Below are 26,632 nucleotides of genomic sequence, written 5' to 3'. Positions count from 1 at the left end.
TCCCCTGCTCTCTTATAGAGATATCACTCTATAAGCATGCTTATTCTGACTCGTCCCATTTCATGCTATAATTATCGAATGCAGGAAGAATGAGAGGGTGTATTGCATATGTCGTTTGATGGCATGTTTACATACGGAATGACACACGAACTTAACGAGAAAATAATGGGCGGACGAATTACAAAAATCCATCAGCCATATAAGCACGATGTGATTTTCCACATCCGTGCCAAGGGAAAAAACCAAAAACTATTATTATCGGCACATCCGAGCTATTCACGGGTGCATATCACGGCACAAGCTTATGAAAATCCAAGCGAACCGCCAATGTTTTGCATGTTGCTGAGAAAGCATATCGAAGGCGGATTCATTGAGAAAATTGAACAAGCGGGCTTAGACCGCATCATGATTTTTCATATCAAAAGCCGAAACGAAATTGGCGATGAAACCGTACGAAAGCTTTATGTAGAAATTATGGGCCGCCACAGCAATATCATTTTGACTGACGCAGCAGAAAATGTGATTATCGACGGACTTAAGCATTTATCACCGTCAATGAACAGCTACCGTACAGTACTGCCCGGCCAAGATTATAAGCTTCCGCCTGCTCAGGACAAAATATCGCCTCTTGAGGTGTCAGAAGATGATATTTTGCGTCACCTCAGCTTTCAAGAAGGAAGGCTTGATAAACAAATTGTCGACCACTTTTCAGGCGTGTCTCCGCTTTTCGCCAAAGAAGCAGTTCACAGAGCAGGCCTTGCCAACAAAGTCACACTGCCAAAAGCGTTGCTGGCACTGTTTGCCGAAGTGAAAGAGCACCGTTTCATTCCCAACATTACGACTGTAAACGGAAAGGAATATTTTTATTTACTGGAGCTGACTCATCTAAAGGGCGAAGCGCGCCGTTTTGATTCATTAAGCGAACTGCTCGACCGTTTTTATTTCGGAAAAGCTGAACGAGACCGGGTCAAACAGCAGGCTCAGGATCTTGAGCGTTTTGTTGTGAACGAACGGAAGAAGAATGCCAACAAAATTAAAAAATTAGAGAAAACCCTGGAGTATTCGGAAAACGCGAAGGAATTTCAGCTTTACGGGGAGCTTTTAACCGCTAATTTATATATGCTGAAAAAAGGTGATAAACAGGCTGAGGTCATCAATTATTATGATGAAGAAAGCCCGACAATCACGATTCCTTTAAACCCGAACAAAACGCCTTCTGAAAACGCACAGGCCTATTTCACGAAGTATCAGAAAGCGAAAAATTCGGTCGCAGTTGTCGAGGAGCAAATCAGGCTGGCACAGGAAGAGATCGAATATTTTGATCAGCTGATTCAGCAGCTTTCGTCCGCTTCTCCCCGGGATATCAGCGAAATCAGGGAAGAGCTCGTAGAGGGCAAATATTTACGCCCTAAGCAGCAAAAAGGCCAGAAAAAGCAAAAACCGCACAATCCGGTGTTAGAAACATATGAATCCACCTCAGGGCTGACAATTTTAGTGGGTAAGAACAATCGTCAAAATGAATATTTAACGACAAGAGTGGCGGCCAGAGACGATATCTGGCTTCACACGAAGGACATTCCAGGCTCCCACGTTGTGATCAGAAGCAGCGAACCGGATGAGCAAACAATCATGGAAGCCGCGACAATTGCAGCTTATTTTTCAAAAGCTAAAGATTCAAGTTCAGTGCCTGTAGATTATACAAAAATCAGGCATGTCAAAAAACCAAACGGCGCGAAACCCGGTTTCGTCACCTATGACAGCCAGCATACCGTCTTTGTCACGCCTGATGCTGATACTGTCATCAAGCTCAAAAAAAGCTGAACCGCATAAAGAAAAGCCAGAGCATTTGTATGCTCTGGCTTATTTCTTTCTTCTCATCTGATAAAGCCTGTTCACTTCAGCAACAAAATCGCCGTCAATCAGCTTATCCACGTTTTCAGCAAGCTCTTTCGTGTGCTTTGGACTGGCTCCGCTTGTAGAAACAGACACAGTGACATGCCCTCTTTTTACGATTTTCGGCATATATACATTGCCAAGCTCAGCGTCACTGACACAATTGACAAGCTGAAAAGGCGAAGCGGATTGGGCAATTTCTTTGTTCACTGCCGCATTATCCGTCGCAGCAATAATGAAGAAAGCATTGAGATAATCTTCTTTTTCAATTGTCCGTTTTTCCCATTTGATACGCCGCTCTTCTGCCATTTGCTTGATTTCCGGTTCCACATCCGGACTGACAAGCGTTATATCAGCTCCCTCAGAAATCACCGTTTTCAGCCTTCTGAGAGCGATGCTTCCGCCCCCCGCAATCACAACCTTCTTCTTTTCCAGGCTAATGTGCAGCGGAAGCATATGAACCTCCATCAAAATCAAATTGTCCCTCAGAATTTGCCGCAGTTTCTCTCACACGGTTCAAAAATGCGTTTTTCACATGAGGATGAAAACCGATATAGGAAGAGAGGTAGACGTTCGGATTATGGGCTTTTAATTTCTGAACCTCTCGTTCGATTTCATTCATCAGCATACCCGTAAAAAGCAAATATGGAACGATAAAGGTTGTTGTGCCGTCATCTTTTTTAAGTTCTGAAAAAACCTCTTTGTAATTAGGGCCGCATGCTGTCAAAAAGCACGGAATGACTTCCTTGACTGGAACCATTTCCTGAAGAAGATTAGCAATTCCGGTTACGTCTCTTTTGACATCTGGATCTGAACTTCCCCTTCCGATGAGCACCACTCTGGCATTTTCATACGGAACACCTATGTCTTTCATTCGGTGATATACAGCCTTGACTACTTCTTCGTCAATCCCGATCGGCTTTCCGTATGAAATGCGGACTGATGGATATCGAGATGCAACACGGACAATTTCTTCCGGAATATCATGTTTTGCATGCGCAGCTGTTAAAAGAAGCAGAGGCACCACTGCGATATGAGTGGCGCCTTGCTTCACACATGCTTCAAATCCTGTCTCAATTGTCGGCTCCTGAAGCTCTAAAAAGCTGATTTCTTGTACTGGCACAGAGATGTGGGCCTTGCATCCTTCCAAAAAGGCTGCGGCTTCTTGCTGCGCTTTTTTGACCCGGCTGCCGTGGCCGACATATAAAATTGCTTGTTTCATTTTTACAACGCCTCGCTTAAATCTTGTTTTTTCAGTTCAGATTCAAACCATTCCAGCTTATAGTGATAATTTACAACATTTCCAATGACAATTAAACTCGGATTTGTAATGTTTTCTTTTATCACCGTTTCTGAAAGGGTGTCAACTGTACAAAAAACAGATTTTTGCTTGTCCGTTGTCCCCCAATGAATAAAGGCTGCCGGCGTAGAACCGTCCCGGCCATTTTCAAGGAGTTTTCTTTCAATCTGCTGCACGTTTTTGATACCCATATAGATGACAAGTGTATCAATTCCTGTAGCCAGCGCTTTCCACTTTTCCTCAAAATCTTCTTCTTTTTTATAGTGACCCGTTACAAAAGCGACGTTAGAGCCCGCATCCCGATGGGTAACAGGAATCCCGGCATAAGCGGCTGCCGCGATTCCAGACGTAATGCCGGGAATGATTTCAAACGGAATTCCATTTTCAGAGAGGCATTCCGCTTCTTCCCCTCCTCTCCCGAACACAAAAGGGTCTCCGCCTTTCAGTCTGACAACCATTTTCCCTTTTTGCGCATACTTCACAAGAAACCGATTGATGGTTTCCTGCTTCATCGTATGAAAATCCGGAAGCTTCCCGCAGTAGATCAGGTCTGCTTGCTCTTTGGCATATTGTAAAATCTCTTTATTTACTAATCTGTCATATAAGATGACATCAGCTTTTTCAATGGCTTTCAGCGCTTTAATTGTCAGCAGATCAGGGTCACCGGGACCCGCTCCTACAATATATACTTTCCCCATCGTATTTCCCCCGATCTATTCGAGTTCTTCCAGAAGATTCGCTGTGATGATGTTCTCGCTCGCATTCCGGCATCTGAGAAGAACGCAGCAGATCATATTCAGCTCAATTTTTGTTTAACAAACTCGATCAGCTGATTTTTACACGCTTCACGGTCATGCTGTCCTGAATCAAGAACGAGCTCTGGAGCTTCCGGTTCTTCATAAGGAGAATCAATTCCTGTAAAGAACGGAATCTCGCCGTTTCTTGCTTTTTTGTAAAGCCCTTTCGGATCTCTTTGTTCACAAATATCAAGGTCGCATTTAATGTAGACTTCATTAAATTCGCCCGCTTCCACAAGCTCGCGAACCTGTTGCCTGTCCTCGCGGAAAGGAGAGATAAAAGCAGTAATCACAATGGTTCCCTGCTGAACAAAAAGCTTCGCCACCTCTCCGATCCGGCGGATGTTTTCTTTTCGGTCTTCATCAGAAAAACCAAGATCCTTATTTAAGCCGTGACGGATATTATCCCCGTCAAGCACAATCACTTGGTAGCCTTGCTCAAACAATTCTCTCGCAGCGGCGTTGGCAATCGTTGATTTGCCTGAGCCGCTTAACCCTGTCAGCCAGAGAATGGAGCTTTTATGCTTGTTTTTTTGCTGGTACTCTTCTTTTGTGATAGAGGCTTCATGCCATACAATATCGCGATTTGTCACTGCCAGTCCTCCTTAAGATACGCCTACTTCTTCTTTTTTCTTCATCCCTTTGATTAACACTTCTACGACTTCTTTTCGACTGAATTCAGCAGGCGGCAGCACACCGTCTCTCAGCATACCTCTTACCTTAGTGCCTGATAAAATGACGTGATGCTCTCTGCCATGAGGGCATGTTTTCGCTGTTCCCATATTTCCGCATTTTTTACAGAAGAAGCTGTGCTCAAATTTCAGCGGTGTAATTCCGAGTTCTTCAGGTTTAAATGTGTCAAACAGCTCCTGTGCTTCGTATGTTCCGTAATAGTCGCCTACACCTGCATGATCACGGCCGACGATGAAATGTGTGCAGCCGTAGTTCTTTCTGACAAGCGCGTGGAAAATTGCTTCTCTCGGGCCTGCATAACGCATCGCCGCTAAAAAGACACCAAGGAAAACGCGATCTTTCGGGTAATAATGATCAAGAAGCACTTGGTAGCTTTCCATCCGTACATCAGCTGGAATGTCATCAGATTTTGTTTCACCCACTAACGGATTCAAGAACAAGCCGTCTACTGTTTCAAGAGCCGTTTTTTGAATGTATTCATGCGCTCTGTGAACAGGGTTTCTTGTTTGGAAACCGACAATGGTTTCCCAGCCTTTTTCCGCAAACTGGCGTCTCGTTTCTGACGGTTCAAATGTAAATTCAGGGAACTGTTTTGAAGCTTTTTTAATCAACGTAATCGGCCCGCCGACATATGTATTGCCGCGGCTGAACAGCTTTTTAACACCAGGATGCTCCTGTTCATCTGTTTTGTACACATTGACAGCTTCTTTTTGTTTGTCAGGCACGTACAGGTCTTCGATTTGGATAACGCCGTATGTTTCTCCTTCATACGTTAACTTTACCGTTTCACCAAGTGACAGTTCCGCTGCTTTTTGCGCATCGACCGGAAGCGTGATCGGAAGAGACCAGACAACGCCGGAAGAAAGACGCATGTTTTCGACTACAGATACGTAATCTTTTTCATTAAAGAAACCTTCAATCGGGCTGTATGCACCGATACCGATCAATTCCAAATCCGCAAAAGAAATTAAATCAAGTTCAATTTCTTTTTGAATGCCGCTCACATCATATGATTCATCTACTCTGTTTACTAATGTTCCTCCGTGTGGTGCTAAGCTCATAATATCCATCTCCTCCTAGTTAACTTATAAAATTACTCAGATTAATGATCAGATTCCCCCGCCTTGTTCGTGGACTGAGCGTCTCTCTTTACGAATGGCCTTTGTCAGGCTGATGGCACCGCCCGCCGCTAAAAGCACACTTACCATGATAAAGATCGAATAATAATCTGCTTTTAAAAACAAGGATACAAGCAGATAAGAAATCGATAAAGATAAAAACGGCGATACGATCCATACCTTCAGCATCGTTTGAACAACTTGTTTATGGAACACGTTCGGACCGTTTTTTGCCATGCCTATTCCGATAATAGACGATGACGTGACTTGCGCCAAGGGCACCGGCATCCCAAATACAGAACTGATGATCACAAGTCCTGCTCCTGTACCGGATAAGAGAATGCCTTCCCCTTTGGAGAATCTCGTAATTTTCTTCCCGTTTGTTTCTAGCACACGCCGGCCTAATAACAGTGCGCCAAGAGCAACAAAAGCTCCTCCATACAAGGTTCCTTTTCCGACATCAAGCACATCGGCAGCTACTAACGGGCCAACAGCATTCGCCACGTTATTCATGCCGGCAGAGAATGCTTCGAAAAATCCGGCAACTAACAAAACAATGCCGAGGATTTTTTGTTTTTTAGAAGATTTTACTTCAATCTTAAAATAACGAAACAGCTTAGATACGAAATAGGTGAAGCCGAAAGCGAACAGCGGGACAAAAACCCAAAATGACACAATGATCAGAAGATTGTTCACAAACAATACTTTATAAGCCACTCCCACGCCGACAACCGCGCCGACTGTTACTTCACTTGTCGACAAAGGAATGCCGAGCAGATTAGCAGTAAAGAGCGACAGGGCAGCAGCTCCAATAATGATGCAAACAATCGTCAGTGTAATCGTCTGCTCAGGAATAATGCCGGAGCTGATTGTTTTTACAACCTCGCCTCCGCCAATGACCGCCCCGGCAAAGACACCGACTGCGCATAGGATCAAAGCGTAGGTTTTCTTTTTGATGGCTCCGGAGCCGTAAGCAACCCCCATCGAAGCTGCAGCACCGCTTGCACCAATATTCATCGCGAAAAACAAGCTAAATAAAATAGCGGCTAATTCCATTTTGCAGCTCCTTATTCATGCAGTCCGCATTCTGTTTTCGCCATACCATTCCATCTGCCTGAGCGCAAATCCTCTGCTGTAAAAGCGGGAGCAGTGCAAGGCGCACATCCAATACTTGGATATCCTTGGTCATGAAGCGGATTGTAGTCCAGTTCATTCCGGGATGTGTATCTCCAAATGTCTTTCCAAGTCCAATGGATAAGCGGGCAAACTTTTACTGACTTGAATTTTTCATCTTTGTTTAAGAAATTCGTATTGGCACGGCTTGGCCCTTGATCACGGCGCAGGCCGGAAAGCCAGGCTGGATGTCCTGAAAGCGTCTCTCTTAAAGGAACAACCTTTCTAAGATAGCAGCACTGATTCGGCTCTCTTTCCCACAGTTTGTCACCATGTTCTTCGGCTTGTTCCTCAAGGGTGAGATCTGGTTTTTTCAGGATGATATTAAGACCCGGATAACGCTCTTTCACTCGTTCAATTGTTTCATAGGTTTCTTTAAAATGAAGTCCTGTATCAAGAAACACAATCTCTGCGTCTTTTTTCACTTTATAAATTAAGTCAATCAGAACGATTCCCTCAATTCCGAAACTGCAGGCATAAACAAGCTGATCGCCGTAATGGCCGTATGCCCATTTTAAAACTGACAGCGCTCCTTTATAAGGATCGTCTTCCGGAAATGTAATCGTTGGTTCTTCCCAATTATCATACGTTAACATTTCTTCTTTCCTCCTTTCGGAGACAAACAAACAGTAGCTTTCTGCCGGTTGTCTTTTCCCATGTAATGTGATTCGCGGCTGCTGATATACAGATAGCCTTTTTACCTCTTAAAATAAAAAACTTTCAATCCGGCGGAAAGAAAGACAGGAACAGCATGCAGCCCTTATCTTTCAAAATGGAATTCATTTTGCTGGAAGTAGCACCTTACAAACTTTGCAGGTTGCCGGGCTTCATAGGTCCAGTCCCTCAGCCGCTCTTGATAAGTTTTTAGATTTGTAGTAAATTTTAGCACAATTCTAACATAAGTCAACCCGACTTTTTTTATAGGATTAATAAAAAAACAGGCCTCACAGCCTGTTTTCAAGTACATCAAGGCTTTGAAGCCTCTTTATATCATTTGAATTTATTTTTTATTTTTTAAACCAATCTTTTGACTCGGGATTTCGTTTCCATGTTTGCAGCTTTTTTAGATCATCTGAATGAATATTTCCGTTTTCAAGCGCGACCTCTGTGAGCGTATCATAATCAGTTAATGAGTAGTATGGCAGTTCTGCCTTTGCGAAGGCTTCCTCCGCTTTAGGAAGTCCGTACGTAAAGATTGAGACGACACCAAGCACTTCACAGCCGGCCGCTTGTAAAGCTGCACAAGCTTCAAGCACACTGCCTCCTGTGGAAATTAAGTCTTCAATGACGACTGTTTTTTGCCCCTCTTGCACAGCTCCCTCAATCTGATTGCCTTTTCCGTGCGCCTTCGGCTTGCTCCTCACATAACACATCGGAAGATTCAAACGGTCAGCCGCTAAAGCAGCATGAGGAATACCGGCGGTTGCTGTTCCCGCAATCATTTCAGCTTCAGGAAAATGCTCTTTGACAAGCTTGCTGATACCTGAAGCAACATCGTTTCTGACCTCTGGGAAAGATAGCGTAAGGCGGTTGTCACAGTAGATTGGAGATAAAATGCCGCTTGCCCATGTGAACGGCTCGTTCGGGCGTAAAAATACAGCTTGGATGTCTAATAGATGTTTTGCGATGATTTGTTTCAAGATTTGATTCCCTCCCATTCAAGTCTGACAGCCTTATAGGCTTTTACCGGGTCTTCCGCTTTTGTAATCGAGCGTCCTACTACAATCGCTGATGAACCTTTCTCTCTTGCAATAGCAGGCGTCGCTACGCGGACTTGGTCATTCGCAGCGTCCTCAGACATTCTGATCCCCGGAGTGACAGTCAGAAATGAAGGCGACACCGCTTGGTAAATGGCTTTTGCTTCATGAACAGAGCAGACCACTCCATCCAGTCCGCTTTCTTCCGCCTGTTTGCTGTAGTGCACAACCGTATCAATCAGAGACTTTTCGATCAGCAGTTCATCTTTCATGATTTGTTCAGATGTGCTTGTCAGCTGGGTTACCGCGATAAGTGACGGACGTTTTTTTCCAGCCGGCGTACCTTCTTCTAAGCCTTCGAGAGCTGCCTGCATCATTTTTTTGCCCCCAGCAGCATGAACATTGACGAGATCTACTCCGAGACTGGCAAGGCGCTTCATCGCTTTGTTTACAGTAGTCGGGATGTCATGAAGCTTTAGATCTAAAAACAGCTCGCAGTTTCTTTCTTTTAATTGTTTCACGATCGATGGCCCTTCTTGATAAAAAAGCTCCATCCCAACCTTTACAAATAACGGTTCTTGCTGAAAAGGCGCTAAGAACGCAAGTGTTTCTTCAGCTGACGCAAAATCAAGCGCGATGATGGGCAGGTTGTTTTTCATGATTCCAGCTCCTTCCGATGCATTCTTCAATTGATTGATAGCCGTATTGGAGCAAAACAGATGGGAGCTGTTCAATAATCTCTGGACATGCAAAAGGATTCACAAAGTTTGCTGTTCCGACAGCGACTGCGCTTGCTCCCGCGAGAAGAAATTCCAGGGCATCTTCAGCCGTTTGCACGCCTCCCATTCCGATAATCGGGATGTTGACCGCCTGGCTGACTTCATACACCATGCGAATGGCAACCGGCTTCACAGCAGGGCCCGAAAGTCCCCCTGTTTTATTCGCTAATATCGGTTTGCCGGTTTTTAAATCGAGTCTCATGCCGATTAGTGTGTTGATCATCGTAAGACCGTCCGCTCCCGCTTCCTCGATCGCTAAGGCAATTTCTGTGATATTAGCCACGTTCGGGGAAAGCTTCACATAAACGGGTACATCCGAAACCTCTTTCACCGCTTTTGTCAAATCGGCAGCCATTTCAGGATTCGTGCCAAAAGCGATTCCGCCTGTTTTCACATTCGGGCAGGAAATATTCAATTCAAGTGCATGGACATTAGGCGCTTTGCTGATATGCTCTGCGACTTCAACATAATCATCGACTTGAGAACCTGCGACATTGGCAATGATCGGTGTATCAAACTGCTCAAGCCACGGCAGCTCATGATGCAACACACTATCCAGCCCCGGATTTTGGAGACCGATCGCATTGAGCATTCCAGCACCAGTCTCAGCTACCCGCGGCGTCGGATTCCCAAAGCGTGGCTCCTTTGTCGTAGCCTTAATCATGATGGCTCCAAGACAAGACAAATCATAAAAACGTGAAAATTCTTTTCCAAAACCGAAGCAACCTGATGCAGGAATGATTGGGTTTTTCAAATCAAGTCCCGGCAATTTCACCTCTAGCATTACAGCGCCACCTCCTGAGCTTTAAATACAGGCCCGTCGAGACATACTTTTACATAGGATGTCTCACTTTCGTTTGTATGGCACACACACGCGAAGCATGCGCCGATTCCGCAGCCCATTCGTTCCTCCATGGACAGATATACTTCTTTATGGGCATATTCCTGTTTTAACGCCTTGAGCATCGGTGTCGGCCCGCAGCTGAGGAGGATATCAAACTCTAGATTTTTCCGTTTAATCACATCTGTGACAAATCCGGTTTCCCCGTAGCTTCCGTCAGCTGTTGCCACATACGTGTCTCCGTACTGCCTGCATTCTTCCTCGTAAAATACATCCTTTGCCGATTGGAATCCTAAAACGTGGATGACATTTACCCCTTTTTCAATCAAGCGTTTCGACAGCTCTTGGAGAGGCGGCACACCTACTCCGCCTCCTACCAGCAAAGCCGTCTTTCCGGGTTGAACTTCATTAACAGGAAAGCCATTTCCCAAAGGCCCGAGGACATCCACAAGTTCTCCCTGCTGCTTCAGTGACAAGAGTCTTGTCCCTTCACCATCTACCCGATAAATGATGGTGACTTCATTTTTTTCAAAGTTGACGTCTGCGATGCTGATCGGCCTTCTCAAAAGAGGCGTAACCGCTTCGCTCACTTTAAGATGAAGGAACTGTCCAGGGGTTGTAAACCCTTGGACAAGCTCCCCTTTCAGAACCATTTGAAACACCCGGTCTGCAATTTGCTGGTTAGAACATACTGTCAAATACGCTTTTTTCATATAGTGACTGCCGCCTCCTGATTTGTGTTGACTGCCGGCATTTGATCAGCACGGAATGTCATGCTTTCCAGCACTCGCAATATCGCCTCTGCCGTATCTAAAGATGTTAGGCAGGCAACACCATTTTCTACTGATTCACGTCTGATTCTAAATCCGTCTCTTGCCGGCTGCTTTCCTTTTGTCAGCGTATTGATGACAAACTGCGCTTCTCCGTTTCTGATGACGTCAAGCAAGTTCGGGCCATCCTGACCGATTTTTCCGACGACCTTCGCTGGAATGGAAGCTTCTTTCAGGTAGCCTGCCGTTCCTTCCGTCGCTAAAATGTTGTAGCCGATCGCGTGGAACCGCTTAGCAATGGCAAGCCCTTCTTCTTTGTCCTTATCAGCTACTGTTAAAAGCACGGAACCGTAGTTCGGGATTTGAATACCTGAAGCAATCAAGGCTTTGTAGAGCGCCTTTTCAAGTGTCGAATCTTTCCCCATGACTTCACCTGTTGATTTCATTTCAGGCCCTAACGTAATGTCCACTCTTCTCAGCTTGGCAAAGGAGAAGACCGGCGCTTTTACAAATACACCTTGCTGTTCAGGCTGAAGGCCCTCTGTATAGCCAAACGCAGCCAGCTTTTGACCAAGAATGATTTTTGTTGCGAGATTCGCCATTGGGATACCCGTAATTTTGCTTAAAAACGGTACGGTTCTGCTTGATCTCGGATTCACTTCTAGCACGTACACCTCACCTTGCGACAAGACGAATTGAATATTGAGCAAACCGACAATATTCAGCCCTTTAGCCAAAGCGATCGTGTATTGTTCAATTTTTTTCTTAATGTCCTCTGTGAGAGACTGAGGCGGATAAACAGCGATTGAGTCTCCGGAGTGAACGCCCGCACGTTCAATGTGCTCCATAATTCCCGGAATGACGACTGTTTCACCGTCGGATACTGCATCGACTTCAATTTCTTTTCCAGTCAAGTATCTATCAATTAATACAGGGTGCTGCGGATTGATTTTGACTGCATTTTTCATGTAATGAAGCAGCTCCTCTTCATGGTACACAATCTCCATCGCCCGGCCGCCAAGTACATAGGAAGGACGCACCAGTACCGGATAACCGATATCACTTGCGATGCTTACCGCCTGATCAACTGATGTCGCTGTTTTGCCAAGCGGCTGAGGAACACCAAGTTCTCCAAGCGCTTGTTCAAATTTATCCCGGTCTTCCGCACGGTCTAAATCTTCTAATGAAGTTCCAAGGATTTTCACTCCGCGTGCAGAAAGCTCGTCAGCAAGGTTAATCGCAGTTTGTCCGCCGAACTGTACGACAACGCCCATTGGCTGTTCGAGGTCAATGATGTGCATGACATCTTCAATCGTAAGCGGTTCAAAATACAGCTTGTCTGAGATGCTGAAGTCTGTTGAAACGGTTTCCGGGTTGTTATTGACAATAATGGCTTCATAGCCTGCTTGTTTAATTGCCCATACAGAGTGAACCGTCGCATAGTCGAACTCGACACCCTGACCGATTCGAATCGGACCCGAACCAAGCACCATCACACTTTTCTTATCTGTAACGACAGATTCATTTTCTTCTTCGTATGTGCTATAGAAGTATGGCGTTTCTGACTCGAATTCCGCCGCACATGTATCTACCATTTTGAATACCGGAGCAATCCCCGCTTGTTTTCTCAAGCTGTAAAGCTCGGATTCTTTCATTTTCCACTCGCGGCTAATGTACTGATCAGAGAAGCCGAGTTCTTTTGCCCGTCTCAGCACATCTGTATCGCCCGCATTGGCCTTCAATTCTTTTTCAAACTGTACGATTCCGAACAGCTTATGCAAGAAGAAGACATCGATAGCGGAAAATTCATGGAGGTCTTCTACCGTGTAGCCTCTTCTGTACGCTTCAGCTAAGTAGAATAAGCGTTCATCACCGGCCTTTTTAATTCGCTTTTCAAGAAGCTCATCTGAAATGTCAGCGGCGTCCTTCAATTCAAGATGATACACATCCGCTTCCAGTGATCGCACTGCCTTCAGCAATGACTCTTCAAGCGTGCGGCCGATTGCCATGACCTCACCTGTCGCTTTCATTTGCGTGCCAAGCTTTCTGTTTGCTGATTCAAACTTATCAAACGGCCAGCGCGGAATTTTGGATACGACATAGTCAAGAGCAGGTTCAAATGCTGCATATGTTTTTCCTGTCACCGGGTTCATCATTTCATCTAATGAAAGTCCGACTGCAATTTTAGCAGCGAGCTTCGCAATCGGGTATCCCGTTGCTTTTGATGCAAGGGCAGATGAACGGCTGACACGCGGATTTACTTCAATAATGTAATATTGGAAGCTGTCTGGGTCTAAAGCGAGTTGCACGTTACATCCGCCTTCGATTCCAAGCGCGCGAATCAGTTTTAACGATACATTCCGCAAGAGCTGATATTCGCGATCGCTGAGCGTTTGGCTCGGCGCGACAACAATACTGTCTCCAGTATGGATTCCAACCGGATCAATGTTTTCCATGTTACAAACGACAATGGCGTGATCCTGGCTGTCTCTCATGACTTCATACTCGATTTCTTTATAGCCGGCGATGCTTTTTTCAAGCAGACATTGGTGTACCGGGCTTAATTTCAAGCCGTTCTCAACGATTTCTTTTAGCTCTGTTTCATTCGAGCAGATACCTCCGCCTGTTCCGCCTAATGTATATGCCGGGCGGACAATGACAGGGAATCCAATTTGACTGACGAATTTTTCTGCTTCTTCAAGGGAGTGGATAATCTCACTTTCAGGCACCGGTTCATTCAGTTCATTCATTAATGTTCTGAACAAGTCACGGTCTTCAGCTTGCTGAATCGCAGACAGTTTCGTGCCAAGCACTTCGACGCCGCATTCTGCCAAAACGCCTCTTTCAGAAAGCTCAACCGCAAGATTCAAACCAGTTTGGCCTCCGAGTGTAGGAAGAATGGCATCCGGGCGCTCTTTTCTGATGATTCGTGTCAGGAATTCAGGTGTGAGCGGTTCGATGTAAACCCGGTCAGCCATTTCTGTATCTGTCATGATCGTTGCAGGGTTTGAGTTGACAAGGATGACTTCATAGCCTTCTTCTTTCAAAGCAAGACAGGCTTGTGTTCCCGCATAGTCAAATTCTGCTGCTTGGCCGATGATGATCGGTCCAGATCCGATTACTAAAATTTTGTTAATGTCTACGCGTTTTGGCATACCGCTTCCCCTTCTTTCTCTGTTGTTTCGATCATTTCGATGAATCTGTCAAATAGATGATTGGCATCCTCAGGACCAGGTGAGGCTTCGGGATGATATTGAACCGTAAATGCCGGCAATGTTTTATGCTTCAGCCCTTCAATCGTATCGTCGTTAATTGCGATATGCGTCACTTCCAGTTCTGTTTTACTGATAGACGAAACTGTATATCCATGGTTTTGAGATGTTAAGGCAACTTTTCCTGTAGCCAGCTCTTTTACCGGGTGGTTTGAGCCCCTGTGGCCGAATTTCATTTTTTCAGTATTCGCCCCGCACGCCAGCGCGAATAATTGGTGGCCAAGACATATTCCGAATAATGGCACTTTTCCAAGAACACCTTTAATCATTTCAATCGCTTCAGGCACATCCTTCGGGTCTCCAGGTCCGTTAGAAAGCATGATACCGTCCGGTTTCAGCTGAAGCACCTCTTCCGCTGTAATGTTGTAAGGCACAACGATGACGTCACATTTCCGTTTGTTCAGCTCTCTTAGAATCCCGTGTTTCATGCCGAAGTCAACCAAGACAATGCGTTTGCCTCTTCCCGGGCTCGGATATGCTGTTTTTGCTGATACTTGGGATACTTGATTTCTTGGCAATTCCGTTTCGTTCAGTCTTTTCAGCACTGCTTCGATATCTTCATCAGATGAAGCGAATGTTCCTTTTAGCGCGCCTGCCGTGCGGATCATTCTTGTCAGCTTCCTTGTATCAATCCCCTGGAGTCCGGGAATGTTTTTCATTTTTAAATACTCGTCTAAGGTGTATGCTGAACGCCAGTTGGAAGGCAGCTCACATAATTCTTTGATGATCAGCCCTTTTACAAAAGGGGTAATGGATTCAAAATCATCACGGTTAATGCCGTAATTTCCGATAAGCGGGTATGTTAATGTTACGATCTGCCCGCAGTAAGAAGGGTCAGATAAAATTTCCTGATAGCCTGTCATCCCAGTATTAAAAACGACTTCTCCCATGTTGTGTTCTAAGCTTCCGAAGGCTTCTCCCTCGAATACCGCTCCGTTTTCCAGTACTAATCGTCTCTTCATTTGACAAGTCTCCCCTCTTCATAAGCAAGCTTCCCTGCCGCAATTGTAGCGACCGGCCAGCCGGTGCAGCTGATGCCGTTGAATGGTGTATTTTTTCCTTTTGATAAAAATGTCTCTTTGTCTATAACTGCTTCTTTTTCTAAATCGATTAACGTAATGTCCGCAGCTTGCCCCGTTTGTAATGTTCCATATGGGAGACCGAACGCTTCGCATGGCTTGATTGTCATGTAGTCAATCAACTGCTTCAGCGACCAGCTGCCATTTTTGACAAAGTGTGTGTAAAGAAGCGGGAATGCTGTTTCTAAGCCGACAATTCCGAATGGCGCCAGTTTCATTTCTGTGTTTTTCTCTTCTTCCGTATGCGGTGCATGGTCTGTTGCGATAAAATCAATTGTTCCGTCTAAAAGACCTTCAATTAAAGCAGCTCTGTCTTCTGCACTGCGGAGCGGCGGATTCATTTTATAGTTTGTGTCCAGCCCCGGGATGTCCTCATCACAAAGCAGCAAATGATGCGGCGACACTTCTGCTGTCACTCTGATTCCCGCTTTTTTCGCATCGCGTACAACTCTGACAGATTCTTTCGTGCTGATATGGCATACATGATAATGGCAGTTTGCCGCCTCAGCCAGCAGCACATCGCGGGCAATATGAACCGATTCACACACAGAAGGAATGCCGCTTAGCCCGTTCGCTTTGGAGAATGTCCCCTCATGTACGCTTCCTCCGTAAATTAAGGAGTTGTCCTCGCAATGTGCAACAATCGCTTTGTCAATTGCAGCTGCCCGTTTCATCGCTTCATACATCATACCTGCTGTCTGTATACCAACACCGTCATCTGTAAAAGCAAATGCCCCGGCTTCTTTTAATGCTTCAAAGTTTGTCATTTCATCGCCGATTTGTCTGATCGTAATGGATGCATATGGAAGAACTCTGACGCATGATGTTTCTTTAATTCTGTTTTGCACCCATTCCATCTGCTCCTTTGTATCAGGAACCGGCCGCGTATTCGGCATTGCTGCTACTGTAGTATAGCCGCCGCGTGCCGCCGCTTTGGCCCCGGTTTCAATAGTTTCTTTTTTCTCTCCGCCCGGCTCTCTGAAATGCACGTGGAGATCAACAAACCCAGGTGAAACGAGCAAACCTTTCGCATCAATTACCGTTTCATTATCCGTTGCATCAAGCTTGCCGATTGCGGTGATGGTTTCTCCAGTCACTCGGATATCCGCTTCTGTTTTTTCACCATTTTCGTTTAGTATCCAGCCGTTTTTAATGAGATATGACATATGCTGCTTCTCCTCTTTTCACATTGGTTTGTAAGGCACGCTGTATCACTGCCATTCTGATAAATACGCCATTTTGCATTTGCTTGAAGATTCTTGATTTTTTGCTTTCTACTAAGCTGTCATCAATCTCCACTCCTCTGTTTACCGGAGCAGGATGCATGATGATCGCATGCTGCTTCATACGCTCAGCCCGTTCTACGGTCAAGCCGTATTTGTTTAAATAGCCTTCCTGGCTGACAGCGGACTGATGTCGTTCATTTTGAATGCGCAGCAGCATGACGACATCGGAAGACTCAACTGCTTCATCCATTGAGACATACGTGCCGAATGTATTTTCTTCATCCTGCCATGCCGAAGGGCCGGAAAATAGGACCCGGGCACCCAATCTTGTCAACACTTCCGCATTTGACCTTGCCACTCTGCTATGCTTGATGTCACCGTGAATGGAGACGGTAAGCCCTTTGAACGTATTGAACTCTTCATAAATCGTCATTAAATCAAGCAGTGATTGTGTCGGATGCTGGCCGCATCCGTCTCCCGCATTCAGAATCGGAATGTTCACCTGGCTGACAAGCTCTTCATAATACTCATCCTCACTGTGCCTGATGACGCAGACGTCCACACCGATTGATTCGAGCGTCCGGATCGTGTCATATAAGGTTTCGCCTTTTTGCACGCTTGTGCTTGTTCCATCAAGGTTGAGCACATTCATGCCCAGCTTTTTTTCTGCGACCTCAAAGCTGAACCGCGTTCTCGTGCTCGGTTCGAAAAACAGGTTTGCGGCAAACTTTCCTGTAAGCTGATTGTCTGTTTTTCCGCTTTTGAGATCTTGTGCTGTTTGAAGCAAATCTTTGATTTCCTCAGTGCTGAGTTCACTCATCGTCGTTAAATGCTTCATGTTCTTTCCCCTCTCTTTTCAACTTAAGGCTGAAAAAAACCCCGGTCTAAGATAGACTCGGGGTATGGTTAAATAGAGGGCAGCATTGAAGCTTCCTTCTCTTCATAACCCTTCCAAGCCTCTCTGGACTTTCATTAAAAGGTTTTAGATATGATGTTGTTCAGATGTGTCTGTCTGCTCTTCCTTCGCATGCGGAAGAATCAGGTTTAAGATGACACCGACAATTGCGGCAAGCGCCATTCCTGACACTTGGAATCCGCCTTGAGACACTTGGATAAAAGCGCCTCCTACCCCGATGACAAGGATAACTGATGTAATAATGAGGTTTCTGTTGTTTTCATAATCAATTTTGTTGTCAATCAGCATTCTCAGGCCGCTTGAAGCAATGATTCCGAACAGCAGGAAGGAGACGCCTCCCATGACCGCTGACGGCACTGAACTGATCAGCGCTGAAATTTTGCCGATAAAGCCGAAGCAACAGGCAATCACTGCCGCTCCTCCGATGACAAAGACGCTGAATACTCTTGTGATGGCCAGCACGCCAATGTTTTCTCCGTAAGTCGTTGTCGGAGGGCCGCCGATCAGAGAAGCAAGAATTGTCGCCACGCTGTCACCCATAATGGAGCGATGCAGTCCCGGCTTTTTAATGAAGTCTTGTCCGACAACCTTGCTCAGCACCATTTGGTGGCCGATATGCTCTGACATTGTGACAAATGCGACAGGAACCATTGCGGCTGCGATGCCGAGTGTAACTGACGGTGAATAATCTTTGAACGGAATGATAAATTCAGGCACTGCAAACCATTTCGCGTCAAGCACCGGCTGGAAGTTGACAATCCCTTGAGTAAGGGCGAACAAGTATCCGCCGATGATTCCGATCAGAACCGGAATCAGGCTTAAAAATCCTCGTAAGAAAATCGCACAAATAATCGTGATTGCCAGCGTAACTCCTGCGACACTAAAGTGCTTTAAGCTGTAGACCAACTCACTCGCGTTTGGATCAGCATACATCGCCATGTTTACCGCAGTGCTTGCCAGTCCCAGCCCGATGACGATAATAACAGGCCCTACGACTACAGGCGGGAGAATCTTCATCAGCCATCCTGTTCCAAGCTGCCTAATCAATAAGGCAATCAGCCCGTACACCAGCCCTGCAAGAAACGCCCCAACCATTGCCGCTCCCGGCCCGCCGGTCGCTTTTACCAGAATGATCGGAGAAATAAAGGCGAAGGACGAACCGAGATACGCCGGAATTTGCCCTTTCGTAATAAGAAGGTACGCCAGTGTTCCGATGCCGCTTGTCACCAACGCCACAGCAGGACTCATTCCGACGAGCTTCGGAACCAAAATGGTTGAGCCAAACATGGCAAACAAATGCTGAAGGCTGAATGAAACCCAAGAGAAAGGTGTCGGGACATCCCTGACCCCTAAATTTACTTTTTTCTTACTCATGATGATTTCCCCCTGATTGTTGACTTTCATTTTAGGATGACTCAATGACTGTATAAAAAAACCTCTTTGCATTTTTACGCAAAGAGGCATACAAAGACCTGCCGAATACTTTTTGGGCCTTTGTTGTGCACCTCTTTGCAACCTCTCTGGATTGCCCTTAAAAAGGTGATCTATTATTCGTTTTCATAAATGGCGACGAGATCGTTTTGGTCTACCTCATCAAGCTGAACCATAACCTTTTCTGACTTTGATGTCGGGATGTTTTTCCCGATATAATCCGCTCGGATCGGCAGCTCCCGGTGTCCTCTGTCCACAAGCACTGCAAGCTGAATGGAGGAAGGTCTGCCTACATCAACAAGCGCATCCATTCCTGCTCTGACTGTTCTTCCGGTATACAGAACATCATCAACGAGAATGACTTTTTGATCTGTGATATCTACCGGAATATCTGCACCTTTTACAAGCGGTTCATCGTTGCTCGTTTTTTTAGAAAGATCGTCTCTGTAAAGAGTAATATCAATTTCACCGACTGTAACAGGATTTCCCTCAATCTGTTCAATGCGTTCCGCAAGGCGTTTTGCCAGGTAAATCCCTCTTGTCTTAATGCCGACAAGGATGCAGTTATTCATTCCTTTATTGCGTTCGATCATTTCGTGAGCAATCCTGGTCAGCGCCCGTCTGATTGCCTGTTCGTCGAGAATGACAGCTTTTTGATTCAATGTGTGACACCTCACAGTTCATATAGAAGAAAAAACCCCTCCTGCCAGAGCATAGAGGGGTTTTAGGACAAGGTGCGCGCCTATACACGCATCCCGTCAATCCGTTATCCTTCTCAGCCTCTCTGGACTGTTTTAAAGAATCTATTCAGCTTCGTTTATTATTTCAGAAAAGAAACCCTCTGTCAACCGTTTTTTCTGAGGTTTTCGATTAATTCTGCCATATCCTCAGGAAGCGGCGCTTCAAATTCGACATATTCTCCTGTTCGTGGATGGTCAAAACCTAAAACTCCCGCGTGAAGCGCTTGGCCATTAAAGTCAATTGTTTTTCTTGGGCCGTATTTCGGATCGCCTGCTAATGGGAATCCGATATATTTCATATGAACACGAATTTGATGGGTTCTCCCTGTTTCAAGCTGGCATTCCACTAACGTAAAATCCTGAAAACGCTCTAGTACATGAAAATGAGTGACAGCGTTTTTGCCATCACGTGTCACAGTCATGCTTTGACGGTCTTTCTTATCTCGTCCGATCGGCGCGTCAATTGTGCCATCATCGTGAGAAATAAGCCCGTGGACAACTGCCGTATATTTCCGCGTGACCGTTTTGTTGACCAATTGGTTTACAAGTGACTCGTGCGCCATATCATTTTTCGCCACCATTAATAAACCGGACGTGTCCTTATCGATTCTGTGAACAATACCCGGACGCATCACGCCATTTATTCCGGAAAGGTCTGTGCAATGAGCCATAAGGCCGTTTACAAGTGTGCCCGTAAGATGCCCGGGTGCTGGGTGAACAACCATTCCGCGAGGTTTATTGACAACCAGCACATCCTGGTCCTCATAATAAATATCCAGATCCATAGGCTCTGCCAGGACGTCGAGCGCTTCCGGTTCGGGTACAGTGACGGTCACCTGATCACCCGGCTGAATTTTATAATTCGCTTTCACCGCGCTTCCGTTCACGACAACCTGTCCGTCTTTTACCCATTGCTGAACCTGGGTTCTTGACCAATCATTCTCAGTCGATGCCAAAAATTTATCAATCCGCTCACTTTTTTGTTCTTCTGAAGCGGTTATATCAATTTGATTCATGCTATTGCTCCTTTTTCTTTTTCCTGCTGTCCAACAGCATTTGTATAAATAAAAGCATTACGCCGACACATAGTGAAGAGTCCGCGATGTTAAATATCGGATAATTGTAATTGACAATAATAACATGGATAAAATCCACAACTTCCTGTCTGACAGCCCGATCGATAAAGTTGCCGATGGCACCGCCAAGCATAAGTCCGAGGGCAACGCCAAGAAGCCTTTGTCCCTTTGTATAACGCTGTATGTAATAAACAATACCAATAATAACAGCGGTTGTTATGAGGTAGAAAAACCACATCTGACCCGCTAATATCCCCCATGCAGCACCCGTATTGCGATGGGAGGTGATATAGAATACCTGATCAATGATCGGAATGCTTTGGCCAAGTTCCATGTTCTTAACAACTAGCCATTTTGTCAATTGATCGGCTGCAATAATAAGTAGTGCAATCATATAATACAGCACAAACGTTCCTCCAGTTTACGGTTACTTTAATCCATTATGCATTTTATCAATAAAAAGCACTGGAGTAAAGAAATATCAGGCATAATAACCGGCCAGACACTGTTATTCATACAGTGCCTGACCATATTCGATATCCGTTGATTTCCATATCGGAAGCGTTTTTTTCTCAAATTGGACAGAATAAAGAAAATCGTTTGCTGTTCGGGCCGTCGGCAGCACTGCCAGCTTTGAAAGAGGAATGGGAGCCCCGGTTTCTTCACAGTATCCGAATGTGCCGTTTTCGATTTTGGACAATGCAAGGAGAACGTCTTGAAGCTCTTCTTTAATATGATAGATCAGAGTTGCTTTTTGTTTATGATTGATTGCTGCTTGCGGGCTTGTAGAAACCTGAAAGCAAGAATACTCAAATAATCTCGACTGTAATTCTTCTTTCATCAGAAGAAGTTCCGTATAAATTGCGGTCAGTTGATCATTCATTCTTCACAACTCCTGCTCTTAACGTAGTACCTTTATTGTTGCCTATGAATGATGATCTAAAGCCCATAAGATTTTTCCTTTCGTTCTAAAGGATGTCACTCTTGGCACAAAAAAAGCCCGGCTTTTACGCCGGGCTCTTTTGCATTATTTTTGATAGTATTTTTCAACGATTTCAGCGTTGCGTAATGAAAGTGTAGGATATTTCGGATTTGCCCCTACATCTTTTGAAATCACACGAGATCTCTCACACATTTCGCCTTCCGCTTTCTCGACAGCGATTTTACCCGTCGCAAAGCTTTGCGCATCGTTCGGCGCTTCATTTTCTTCGCTGATTGTCAGTTCAGACACAATAAACAGCTGAGAAAGGTTTTCTTTTATGGAAGCCAAGAGCTCCTTGTTTTCTTTGTTTGGATACAACTTCAGGTTTGCTTCCAAAGATTTACCGATAATTTTTTCATTTCTCGCAGTTTCTAATGCTTTTAACACGTCATCACGAAGAGCCATAAAGCGGTCAAATTTTTCTTCAGTCGCTTCACTGTTTGGAACCGCGATTGTTTCCGGCATATCGGTCAGCTGAACGCTCTGCTCTTCAACAAATGTTAAATGAGACCACAATTCGTCTGCCGTATGTGGAAGGATAGGCGCTGAAAGCTTCACTAATGCAAGAAGCGTTTCGTAGAATACTGTCTGCATGCTGCGTCTATCCGGATGATCCGCATGCTCGATGTAGACAATATCTTTTGCAAAATCAAGGTAGAATGAGCTCAATTCGATTGTGCAGAAATTATGAATGCTGTGATACACAACCGCAAATTCGTACTCATCATACGCTTTTTTCACTTTATCAATCAGCTTGTTCAGCTTAATCAGCATATACTGATCCACTTCACGAAGATCTTCGACAGCCACCGCATTTGTTTTTGGATCAAAATCGAAAAGGTTGCCGTGAAGGAAACGGAACGTGTTGCGGATTTTACGATATACTTCCGCAACCTGCTTTAGAATGGCGTCAGACACACGAACGTCCGCCTGATAATCCACTGAAGATACCCATAATCTTAAGATGTCGGCACCAAGCTGTTTCATGACTTTAGCCGGAACAACAACGTTACCGATTGATTTACTCATCTTGCGTCCTTCTCCATCCAGTGCGAACCCATGGCTGAGCACTCCTTTATACGGCGCTTTCCCTGTTACCGCTACTGCTGTAGAAAGAGAAGAGTTAAACCAGCCGCGATATTGGTCAGATCCCTCTAGGTATAAATCAGCCGGGCGAACGAGGTCATCACGTTCTTCAAGCACTGCTTGATGTGAAGAGCCTGAATCAAACCAAACATCCATGATATCCTGTTCTTTTGTAAATGTGCCGTTCGGGCTGCCAGGATGCGTAAAGCCTTCCGGAAGAAGATCCTTTGCTTCTTTTTCAAACCAAATGTTTGATCCGTGCTGTCTGAACAATTCAGAAACATGTTCAATGGTTTCATCTGTAATAATCGGTTCTCCGTTTTCAGCGTAAAATACCGGAATCGGCACACCCCACGCACGCTGTCTGGAAATACACCAGTCTCCGCGGTCCCGAACCATGTTGTGCAAACGCTGCTCGCCCCATTCAGGCACCCATTTGGTTTCTTTAATGGCATCCAGCAGGTCTGATCTGAAATCTTTAATAGACGCAAACCATTGCGCTGTCGCTCTGAAAATGGTTGGTTTTTTTGTTCTCCAATCATGCGGATAAGAGTGAGTAATGAATTCAAGCTTCACAAGTGCGCCTTTTTCTTCAAGCTGCTGTGTGATCGCTTTGTTTGCATCATCATAGAACATGCCTTCAAAGCCAGGAGCTTCGCTTGTCATTACACCTTTTTCATCGACCGGGCAAAGCACATCTAAACCGTATTTTTGGCCGATGATAAAGTCATCTTCCCCATGTCCTGGCGCTGTATGAACACAGCCTGTTCCGGCATCAGTTGTTACGTGTTCACCAAGCATAACGAGAGAGTCTCTGCCATATAGCGGGTGTTCAGCGATAATGTTCTCAAGATCTTTCCCTTTGACCGTTCTTGTCACTTCATACTGATCAAATCCGCATGCCGATGCAACATTTTCGACTAAGGCACTTGCTACGACAAAGCGGTCTTCACCTACTGCAATCACGCTGTACTCAAGATCAGGGTGCACTGAAATTCCGAGGTTCGCCGGAATTGTCCAAGGCGTTGTTGTCCAAATAATGATGCGCTCGCCGTTTTCAAGAACGCCTTTTCCGTCTTTTACACCAAAAGCGACGTAAATAGATGCTGAACGTTTGTCTTGATATTCGATCTCGGCTTCAGCCAGAGCAGACTCACTTGAAGGTGACCAGTTAACCGGTTTAAGGCCTTTGTAAATGTAGCCTCGTTTTGCCATTTCACCAAATACGCGGATTTGCTGCGCTTCGTATTCCGGTTTTAATGTCACATATGGGTTTTCCCAGTCACCGCGGACACCAAGACGTTTGAATTGCTCACGCTGTCCCTCGATTTGCTTCCAAGCGTACTCTTCGCATAGTTTGCGGAATTCCGCTACTGACATTTCTTTGCGGTTGACCTTTTTGTTTTTTGTCAGAGCTGTTTCAATTGGCAATCCGTGTGTATCCCAGCCCGGCACATACGGTGCGTTGTAGCCGCTCATTGATTTATAGCGGACAATGAAGTCTTTCAAAATCTTGTTAAGTGCATGGCCCATATGGATGTCGCCGTTTGCATACGGAGGTCCGTCATGTAAAACAAATTTCGGGCGGTCTTTCGTCCGTTCCTGAACAAGACGGTAGATATCTTCTTCCTCCCATTTTTTTTGAATGTCAGGCTCACGGTTTGGCAAATTTCCACGCATCGGGAAATCTGTTTTCGGCATTAAGAGCGTGTCTTTAAAATCCATTTTCATTCCTCCACTGCATTTTTTCAGAAAATAAAAAAAGCCCTCTCATCCCATAAGGGACGAGAAAGCTTATCTCGCGGTACCACCCTTTTAGAAAAAGCAAACATACACTTTTTCCTCTTGAGCATCGTAACGTGATGAACGTCCTAACCTACTGTGAGTTCAGCAAGGAAACTAAAGGGCTGATCTACATGATTCCGGCCATCCCGGACTCTCACCATCTCCGGGTCGCTATGAAGGCCTGAAGGAAACATGACTGTCCCTTTCAACCGTTTTTTCATCTGAATTTATGAACGTATTATATTCGACAAGCTAAGAAAATGTCAAGATAATCAGAGAATTTATTCCTTTTCCTCAAATACAGCGTCGACTTCATACTCAAGGAGATGATCCCAATCGTCATTTTTCAGAAGATCAAGCTGAGCTTCAATCAGCATTTGGAAACGTGTTCTGAACACTTTAGACTGTTTTTTCAGCTCTTCAATTTCCATTGCAATTTTTCTTGATTTTGATAACGATTCGTTGATAATGCGATCAGCGTTTTTCTCCGCTTCCCGAACAATCAGCTTTGCCTCTTTTTGAGAATTGCGTTTTACGTCTTCAGCCGCTTCTTGAGCAACTAAAATTGATTTATTCAATGTTTCCTCAATATTGGCAAAGTGTCCGATTCTTTCATCTAGCTCATTGACTTTCGCTTCAAGCTCAGTTTTCTTGCGGAGAACAATTTCGTAATCTTTTCTGACTTGGGCTAGGAATTCATTTACTTCATCTTCATCATATCCGCGAAAACTTTTTGTAAACGTCTTGTTGTGAATATCATTTGGCGTTAATGGCATGATGCCACCTCCATTTTTTACATTTCAGTACGGTTATCTAGTTCACATTATAAAACAAATTTCGCACAGATGGAGAAAAAAACTGAAAAACCGACTATTTTTGTCGTTCAAACGTAACTCTCCATTTGTCTTTTTTGGTTTTCCCTTCGATTTTTGTTAAGCTGCACCGGCCAAAACCTCTGATTGACAGCATGTCCCCTTCCGCGACTATGTATGAAGGATCTTCAACCACCTTCCAGTTCACTTTCACAAGGCCGTTTTTCACAAGCGTCTGTGATTTCTGGCGGGATTGCCTGCTCATAGAGGCGCAGACGGCGTCAAGCCTTAAAGAAGAAACCGTGTCATCTCTTATTTCGACATCAACTGCTGGAATGTTAAGGTCTGACAAGTCGATTTTCTCTAGGCTGACCGCCGCTTTGCCTGCTTGGGTCAGCTGTGCAGCCACAAAATCAGCGGTATCGGCTGAGACAATCAATTGCACTGCTGTCTCAGAAAACACGATGTCACCGAATTTTTGCCGCTTTAATCCTATGCCCATTAATGCACCAAGCAGAGAACGATGATCTACTGAGACAAACTTGTCAGCATAACGGACGTTAAACGCCTGCAATTCAAAATCCGATTCTTCCGGAGTAATGTACTCTGGATACAGAATCGCCCGTTTCCGCTCCGCTCTGTTATAGCCGCCGGAAAAAGCAAGCCCGACGTCAGCCTGTCCCGTAACAGCAGAGAGGATGACCTGCTCTCGGGGATCTAAAAAGTCGGTCAGCTTCATCCGGTACTGCTCCTGGACAATTCTTTTCCATTCGAGCGCCTGATCAATAAAGGCCCGCTCGTCTTTTCTGAAGTGCTGATATATATCGCTCATCGTCTTTCCCTTCTATGTAAAGAGGCTTGGCTGCTGCCAAGCCCCTATCAAACTGTCACATTAAAACGCAATCATGCGATAAAGCCCCCACAAGCCGGTTGTCGCAAACCGAAGCACAAGTATTGCTACGATTGGTGAAATATCCAGCATTGCAATCGGAGGGATGATTTTTCTGAATGGTTCGAGATATGGTTCACAAATCGAAGCCAAAAAACGCCCGACTGCTGTTTCCCTCGTACTCGGCACCCATGACATAAAAATATATATGATCAGGGCAAATGAGTATATTGTGATTAATAAGCTTAAAACCGAAAAAACTTGATAAAGGATCATC

25 protein-coding genes, 1 riboswitch and 1 other annotated feature are annotated in these 26,632 nt (G+C 45.1%); of the genes, 1 reads left to right on the top strand and 24 read right to left on the bottom strand.

From position 1 onward, the window contains the following. Window positions 1-108 precede the first annotated feature (108 nt). A complete protein-coding gene (gene rqcH / locus MHI44_RS19985) occupies window positions 109-1,821 on the top strand; it encodes a tRNA modification protein RqcH (protein ID WP_029317786.1) in 1,713 nt (570 codons plus the stop codon). Window positions 1,822-1,860: 39 nt separating this feature from the next. On the opposite strand, the gene sirC is transcribed toward rqcH, so the two are convergent. The 24 genes from sirC to MHI44_RS19865 form a co-directional block, all read right to left on the bottom strand. Then, window positions 1,861-2,349 carry a precorrin-2 dehydrogenase gene (gene sirC, locus MHI44_RS19980; protein WP_003232091.1) on the bottom strand — a complete coding sequence of 163 codons (489 nt, stop codon included), beginning with the start codon at window positions 2,347-2,349 and terminating at the stop codon, window positions 1,861-1,863. Then, window positions 2,330-3,115 carry a sirohydrochlorin chelatase gene (sirB, locus tag MHI44_RS19975; protein ID WP_015252119.1) on the bottom strand — a complete coding sequence of 262 codons (786 nt, stop codon included), beginning with the start codon at window positions 3,113-3,115 and terminating at the stop codon, window positions 2,330-2,332. The genes sirC and sirB overlap by 20 nt, the downstream gene beginning before the upstream one ends. Window positions 3,116-3,117: 2 nt before the next feature. Further along, on the bottom strand, window positions 3,118-3,891 hold the full coding sequence (cobA, locus tag MHI44_RS19970) for a uroporphyrinogen-III C-methyltransferase (protein ID WP_003232095.1): 774 nt from the start codon (window positions 3,889-3,891) through the stop codon (window positions 3,118-3,120). Between the two features lie 98 nt (window positions 3,892-3,989). Continuing rightward, the gene (gene cysC / locus MHI44_RS19965) at window positions 3,990-4,583 is read right to left on the bottom strand and encodes an adenylyl-sulfate kinase (RefSeq protein WP_015252120.1); all 594 of its coding nucleotides are present in this window, start codon (window positions 4,581-4,583) and stop codon (window positions 3,990-3,992) included. Between the two features lie 12 nt (window positions 4,584-4,595). Next, window positions 4,596-5,744 (bottom strand): sulfate adenylyltransferase, encoded by a 1,149-nt coding sequence (gene sat, locus MHI44_RS19960; protein WP_003245745.1) that lies wholly within the window; start codon window positions 5,742-5,744, stop codon window positions 4,596-4,598. Window positions 5,745-5,792: 48 nt separating this feature from the next. Then, complete coding sequence (gene cysP / locus MHI44_RS19955) at window positions 5,793-6,857, bottom strand: sulfate permease (RefSeq protein WP_015252121.1); 1,065 nt, start codon at window positions 6,855-6,857, stop codon at window positions 5,793-5,795. Between the two features lie 11 nt (window positions 6,858-6,868). Then, window positions 6,869-7,570, bottom strand: a complete 702-nt coding sequence (locus MHI44_RS19950; protein WP_042975738.1) for a phosphoadenylyl-sulfate reductase — start codon at window positions 7,568-7,570, stop codon at window positions 6,869-6,871. Window positions 7,571-7,731: 161 nt separating this feature from the next. Next, window positions 7,732-7,837, bottom strand: a riboswitch (SAM riboswitch). Window positions 7,838-7,981: 144 nt separating this feature from the next. Further along, window positions 7,982-8,614, bottom strand: coding sequence for an orotate phosphoribosyltransferase (gene pyrE, locus MHI44_RS19945; protein WP_015715860.1), 633 nt, complete (start codon window positions 8,612-8,614; stop codon window positions 7,982-7,984). Further along, window positions 8,611-9,330 (bottom strand): orotidine-5'-phosphate decarboxylase, encoded by a 720-nt coding sequence (pyrF, locus tag MHI44_RS19940; protein ID WP_003232107.1) that lies wholly within the window; start codon window positions 9,328-9,330, stop codon window positions 8,611-8,613. The genes pyrE and pyrF overlap by 4 nt, the downstream gene beginning before the upstream one ends. Beyond that, window positions 9,299-10,234 (bottom strand): dihydroorotate dehydrogenase, encoded by a 936-nt coding sequence (locus tag MHI44_RS19935; protein WP_015252123.1) that lies wholly within the window; start codon window positions 10,232-10,234, stop codon window positions 9,299-9,301. Before MHI44_RS19935 ends, pyrF begins: the two co-directional genes overlap by 32 nt. Next, entirely contained in the window at window positions 10,234-11,004 is a 771-nt protein-coding gene (pyrK, locus tag MHI44_RS19930; RefSeq protein WP_014479746.1) for a dihydroorotate oxidase B electron transfer subunit, read from the bottom strand. Before pyrK ends, MHI44_RS19935 begins: the two co-directional genes overlap by 1 nt. Next, window positions 11,001-14,216: a carbamoyl-phosphate synthase (glutamine-hydrolyzing) large subunit gene (carB, locus tag MHI44_RS19925; protein WP_015252124.1), complete on the bottom strand. Its 3,216-nt coding sequence runs from the start codon at window positions 14,214-14,216 to the stop codon at window positions 11,001-11,003. The genes pyrK and carB overlap by 4 nt, the downstream gene beginning before the upstream one ends. Next, window positions 14,201-15,295, bottom strand: coding sequence for a carbamoyl phosphate synthase small subunit (locus MHI44_RS19920; RefSeq protein WP_003232115.1), 1,095 nt, complete (start codon window positions 15,293-15,295; stop codon window positions 14,201-14,203). Before MHI44_RS19920 ends, carB begins: the two co-directional genes overlap by 16 nt. Further along, on the bottom strand, window positions 15,292-16,578 hold the full coding sequence (locus MHI44_RS19915) for a dihydroorotase (RefSeq protein WP_015252125.1): 1,287 nt from the start codon (window positions 16,576-16,578) through the stop codon (window positions 15,292-15,294). The genes MHI44_RS19920 and MHI44_RS19915 overlap by 4 nt, the downstream gene beginning before the upstream one ends. Beyond that, entirely contained in the window at window positions 16,562-17,476 is a 915-nt protein-coding gene (locus MHI44_RS19910; protein WP_015252126.1) for an aspartate carbamoyltransferase catalytic subunit, read from the bottom strand. The genes MHI44_RS19915 and MHI44_RS19910 overlap by 17 nt, the downstream gene beginning before the upstream one ends. Window positions 17,477-17,620: 144 nt before the next feature. Then, entirely contained in the window at window positions 17,621-18,928 is a 1,308-nt protein-coding gene (gene pyrP / locus MHI44_RS19905) for a uracil permease PyrP (protein ID WP_029317776.1), read from the bottom strand. 173 nt (window positions 18,929-19,101) lie between these two features. Then, window positions 19,102-19,647 (bottom strand): bifunctional pyrimidine operon transcriptional regulator/uracil phosphoribosyltransferase, encoded by a 546-nt coding sequence (gene pyrR / locus MHI44_RS19900; protein WP_003232127.1) that lies wholly within the window; start codon window positions 19,645-19,647, stop codon window positions 19,102-19,104. 182 nt (window positions 19,648-19,829) lie between these two features. After that, a complete protein-coding gene (locus tag MHI44_RS19895) occupies window positions 19,830-20,741 on the bottom strand; it encodes an RluA family pseudouridine synthase (protein WP_003245307.1) in 912 nt (303 codons plus the stop codon). A gap of 1 nt (window position 20,742) precedes the next feature. After that, on the bottom strand, window positions 20,743-21,207 hold the full coding sequence (lspA, locus tag MHI44_RS19890; RefSeq protein WP_029317775.1) for a signal peptidase II: 465 nt from the start codon (window positions 21,205-21,207) through the stop codon (window positions 20,743-20,745). Window positions 21,208-21,309: 102 nt separating this feature from the next. Continuing rightward, a complete protein-coding gene (ylyA, locus tag MHI44_RS19885) occupies window positions 21,310-21,684 on the bottom strand; it encodes a sporulation-related RNA polymerase-binding protein YlyA (protein WP_014476755.1) in 375 nt (124 codons plus the stop codon). 144 nt (window positions 21,685-21,828) lie between these two features. Next, complete coding sequence (gene ileS, locus MHI44_RS19880; RefSeq protein ID WP_015252129.1) at window positions 21,829-24,594, bottom strand: isoleucine--tRNA ligase; 2,766 nt, start codon at window positions 24,592-24,594, stop codon at window positions 21,829-21,831. Between the two features lie 52 nt (window positions 24,595-24,646). Beyond that, window positions 24,647-24,873 (bottom strand) — a binding site (T-box leader). Between the two features lie 62 nt (window positions 24,874-24,935). Next, a complete protein-coding gene (gene divIVA, locus MHI44_RS19875; protein ID WP_003221468.1) occupies window positions 24,936-25,430 on the bottom strand; it encodes a septum site-determining protein DivIVA in 495 nt (164 codons plus the stop codon). A gap of 94 nt (window positions 25,431-25,524) precedes the next feature. Then, window positions 25,525-26,298: an RNA-binding protein gene (locus MHI44_RS19870; RefSeq protein ID WP_015252130.1), complete on the bottom strand. Its 774-nt coding sequence runs from the start codon at window positions 26,296-26,298 to the stop codon at window positions 25,525-25,527. 60 nt (window positions 26,299-26,358) lie between these two features. Continuing rightward, window positions 26,359-26,631, bottom strand: coding sequence for a YggT family protein (locus MHI44_RS19865; RefSeq protein ID WP_003221463.1), 273 nt, complete (start codon window positions 26,629-26,631; stop codon window positions 26,359-26,361). Window position 26,632 lies beyond the last annotated feature (1 nt).

It is taken from the genome of Bacillus sp. FSL K6-1366, from assembly GCF_037976695.1.
Classification (GTDB): Bacteria; Bacillota; Bacilli; order Bacillales; family Bacillaceae; genus Bacillus; species Bacillus subtilis.
Note: the sequence above shows the minus strand (reverse complement) of the source record. Positions and strands in the feature narration are given on the sequence as shown.